This is a genomic window from Sphingomonas eleionomae (assembly GCF_049889035.1).
GTDB lineage: Bacteria > Pseudomonadota > Alphaproteobacteria > Sphingomonadales > Sphingomonadaceae > Sphingomonas.
This window is the reverse complement of the sequence record NZ_JBLTWP010000008.1, coordinates 1-1619: the sequence shown is the minus strand read 5'-3', so window position 1 is coordinate 1619 and position 1619 is coordinate 1. Positions and strand designations below refer to the sequence as shown.

Annotated in this window: 2 protein-coding genes; both read right to left on the bottom strand. The window is 66.1% G+C overall.

The features are described from left to right. The gene (locus tag ACNI3Q_RS14645) at positions 1-930 is read right to left on the bottom strand and encodes an electron transfer flavoprotein subunit alpha/FixB family protein (RefSeq protein WP_426277969.1); all 930 of its coding nucleotides are present in this window, start codon (positions 928-930) and stop codon (positions 1-3) included. Next, the coding region (locus ACNI3Q_RS14640) for an electron transfer flavoprotein subunit beta/FixA family protein (protein WP_426277967.1) at positions 927-1619 on the bottom strand (693 nt) is incomplete at its 5' end. The genes ACNI3Q_RS14645 and ACNI3Q_RS14640, both read right to left, overlap by 4 nt.

Sequence of the window (1619 nt, the reverse complement as noted above, 5' to 3'; positions counted from 1 at the left end):
TCACAATTTTTCGGTGAGTTCCGGGACGATTTTGAACAGATCGCCGACCAGGCCGATATCGGCGACCTGGAAGATGGGGGCGTCCTCATCCTTGTTGATGGCGATGATGGTCTTGCTGTCCTTCATCCCGGCCAGGTGCTGGATTGCGCCAGAGATGCCGATGGCCAGATAGACCTGCGGCGCGACGATCTTGCCCGTCTGGCCGACCTGATAATCGTTGGGGACATAGCCTGCATCCACCGCCGCGCGGCTCGCGCCGACCGCTGCGCCCAGCTTGTCGGCCAGCGGCTCGATCAGCGCATGGAACTGCTCGCCCGATCCCAGCGCGCGGCCGCCCGACACGATGATCTTCGCACTGGTCAGCTCGGGCCGCTCGGACTTGGCGATCTCGGCGGAAACAAAGCTGGACAGGCCCGCATCGGCCCCCGCCGACACCGGCTCGACCGGTGCCGATCCGCCGCTCGCCGCCGCTTTTTCAAACGCGGTGCCGCGCACCGTGATCACCTTCTTGGCATCGGCCGACTGCACCGTCGCAATCGCGTTGCCGGCATAGATGGGCCGCGTGAACGTATCGGCGCTTTCCACCGACAGGATGTCGCTGATCTGCATGACGTCGAGCAGCGCGGCGACGCGCGGCGCGATGTTCTTGCCCGTCGTGGTGGCGGGCGCCACAAACGCCTCGAACCCGGCCATCAGCCCGGCGACCAGCGGCGCGACATTTTCGGCCAGACCATGGCCATAGGCGGCATCGTCGGCGACGTGCACCTTTGCCACGCCTGCGATCTGCGCTGCAGCCTGCGCCACGCCAGACACGCCAGCGCCGGCAACCAGCAGATGCACCTCGCCCAGTTTGGCCGCAGCAGTCACCGCGCTCAGCGTCGCGTCCTTGACCGACTGACCGTCATGTTCGACCCAGACCAGAACGCTCATGCCGCAACTCCCATCGCCTTCAGCTTGCCCACCAGTTCATCGACATCGGCAACCTTGATGCCCGCCGTCCGCCTGGCCGGCTCCGCCACCTTCAGCGTGGTCAGGCGCGGCGACACGTCGACGCCGTAATCCGCCGGGGTCTTGGCCGCCAGCGGCTTGGACTTGGCCTTCATGATGTTGGGCAGGCTGGCATAGCGCGGCTCGTTCAGGCGCAGGTCCGTGGTCACGATCGCCGGCAGCGCCAGCCGCACCGTCTCCAGCCCGCCATCGACCTCGCGCGTCACCGCAACAGCGTCGCCGTCCACCTCGACCTTGCTGGCAAACGTTCCCTGCCCGCGCCCGGTCAGCGCAGCCAGCATCTGGCCCGTCTGGTTATTGTCATCGTCAATCGCCTGCTTGCCCAGGATCACCAGGCCCGGCTGCTCTTCCTCGACGATCTTTGCCAGGATCTTGGCTACGCCCAGCGGCTCGACCCGCACATCCGTCTGCACATGGATCGCCCGGTCAGCGCCCATCGCCAGCGCGGTGCGCAGCGTCTCGGCGCATTTCGCCTCGCCGATCGACACCACAACCACCTCGGTCGCAGCACCCTTTTCCTTCAGCCGAACCGCCTCCTCGACCGCAATCTCGCAGAACGGGTTCATGCTCATCTTGACGTTCGACAGGTCCACACCAGACCCGTCCGCCTT

Excerpts from the sequence above, each read along its gene's own strand:
- ACNI3Q_RS14645 (WP_426277969.1), bottom strand. The coding sequence starts at position 930 with ATGAGCGTTCTGGTCTGGGTCGAACATGACGGTCAGTCGGTCAAGGAC.